Below are 2,157 nucleotides of genomic sequence, written 5' to 3'. Positions count from 1 at the left end.
GCCAGCTCCGAGATCTACCAGACCTTCATGAACCAGGCGACGCCTGAGTACGCGGTGGAATTCCCGCACGGCTACACCTATTCCGCGCACCCGGTGGCATGCGCCGCGGGCCTGGCAGCGCTCGACCTGCTGCAAAAGGAAAACCTGGTACAGAGCGTGGCTGAAGTCGCACCGCATTTCGAAAATGCACTGCATGGTCTGAAAGGTACCAAGAACATCATCGACATCCGTAACTTCGGCCTCGCCGGTGCGATCCAGATCGCCCCCCGTGATGGCGACGCCATCGTTCGTCCGTTCGAAGCCGGCATGGCACTGTGGAAAGCCGGGTTCTACGTGCGCTTCGGTGGCGACACCCTGCAGTTCGGCCCAACCTTCAACAGCAAGCCGCAAGACCTTGATCGCCTGTTCGATGCGGTTGGCGAAGTGCTGAGCAAGATCGACTGATTTCTCCTTCTATATAGCTATAAACAATGGGCGTTCGGAAACGGCCGCCTGTGGACAACTTTTCAGGAGCTTCCATGAGCGTTATTCCGCATTTGATCAATGGCGAACTGGTGACCGAGAACGGTCGCGCGGTCGATGTGTTCAACCCGTCTACCGGACAGGCTATTCACAAGCTGCCGCTGGCGACCCGCGAAACCATCCAGAGCGCCATCGACGCCGCCAAGGCTGCATTTCCGGCCTGGCGCAACACGCCTGCGGCCAAGCGGGCCCAGGTAATGTTCCGCTTCAAGCAACTGTTGGAACAGAACGAAGGCCGGATTTCGCAGTTGATCAGCGAAGAGCACGGCAAGACCCTGGAAGACGCTGCCGGTGAACTGAAACGCGGCATCGAGAACGTCGAGTTCGCTTGCGCAGCGCCGGAAATTCTCAAAGGCGAATACAGCCGCAACGTTGGCCCGAACATCGATGCATGGTCGGACTTCCAGCCGCTGGGCGTGGTTGCGGGTATCACCCCGTTCAACTTCCCGGCCATGGTGCCGCTGTGGATGTACCCACTGGCGATCGTCTGCGGCAACTGCTTCATCCTCAAGCCTTCCGAGCGTGACCCGAGCTCGACACTGCTGATCGCACAATTGCTGCTGGAAGCCGGACTGCCGAAGGGCGTGCTGAGCGTGGTACACGGCGACAAGACAGCGGTGGACGCGCTGATCGAAGCGCCAGAAGTCAAAGCGTTGAGCTTCGTCGGTTCGACGCCGATTGCCGAATACATCTATGCCGAAGGCACCAAGCGCGGCAAACGCGTGCAAGCCCTGGGCGGCGCGAAGAACCATGCAGTGCTGATGCCGGATGCGGATCTGGACAACGCAGTAAGTGCATTGATGGGCGCAGCTTACGGTTCTTGCGGTGAGCGCTGCATGGCGATCTCGGTGGCCGTGTGCGTGGGTGATCAGGTTGCCGATGCTTTGGTGGCCAAACTCACTCCGCAGATCAAGGCATTGAAAATCGGTGCGGGCACTTCCTGCGGCCTGGACATGGGGCCTTTGGTTACCGGTCAGGCGCGCGACAAGGTCAGCGGTTATGTCGAAGATGGCGTAGCGGCTGGCGCTACGCTGGTCGTGGACGGTCGTGGTCTGACCGTGGCCGGTCATGAAGAAGGGTTCTTCCTGGGTGGCTGCCTGTTCGACAACGTCACACCAGAGATGCGCATCTATAAAGAAGAGATCTTCGGGCCGGTGCTGTGCATCGTTCGGGTCAACAGCCTGGAAGAAGCGATGCAGTTGATCAACGATCATGAATACGGCAATGGCACTTGCATCTTCACCCGTGACGGCGAAGCGGCGCGGTTGTTCTGCGACGAGATCGAAGTGGGCATGGTCGGTGTGAACGTTCCATTGCCGGTGCCAGTGGCTTACCACAGCTTCGGCGGCTGGAAGCGTTCGCTGTTCGGCGACCTGCATGCCTACGGCCCGGATGGCGTACGTTTCTACACTCGCCGCAAGGCAATCACTCAGCGTTGGCCTCAGCGTGCGAGCCATGAAGCATCGCAGTTCGCGTTCCCTAGTTTGTAAGTAGAAGGGCAAACAAAGAGGCCGACCCATTGGGTCGGCCTCTTTGTTTTCGGGCTTTTTTGACCTATATGACAGATTTGTGAAAATAGCGGTTGACGGCAGATCTCAGGTGTCTATAATTCGCCCCACTTCCGGCGCAGTCGAA

Annotated in this window: 2 protein-coding genes; both read left to right on the top strand. The window is 58.8% G+C overall.

From position 1 onward, the window contains the following. Positions 1-444 (top strand): aminotransferase class III-fold pyridoxal phosphate-dependent enzyme (locus D8U18_RS23200; protein ID WP_131108533.1); only part of this gene is annotated, 444 nt, incomplete at its 5' end. Positions 445-518: 74 nt separating this feature from the next. Then, on the top strand, positions 519-2,012 hold the full coding sequence (locus D8U18_RS23195; protein ID WP_056852531.1) for a CoA-acylating methylmalonate-semialdehyde dehydrogenase: 1,494 nt from the start codon (positions 519-521) through the stop codon (positions 2,010-2,012). The last annotated feature ends 145 nt before the right edge of the window (positions 2,013-2,157 follow it).

This window comes from Pseudomonas sp. Sample_10 (assembly GCF_004321495.1).
Classification (GTDB): domain Bacteria; phylum Pseudomonadota; class Gammaproteobacteria; order Pseudomonadales; family Pseudomonadaceae; genus Aquipseudomonas.
Note: the sequence above shows the minus strand (reverse complement) of the source record. Positions and strands in the feature narration are given on the sequence as shown.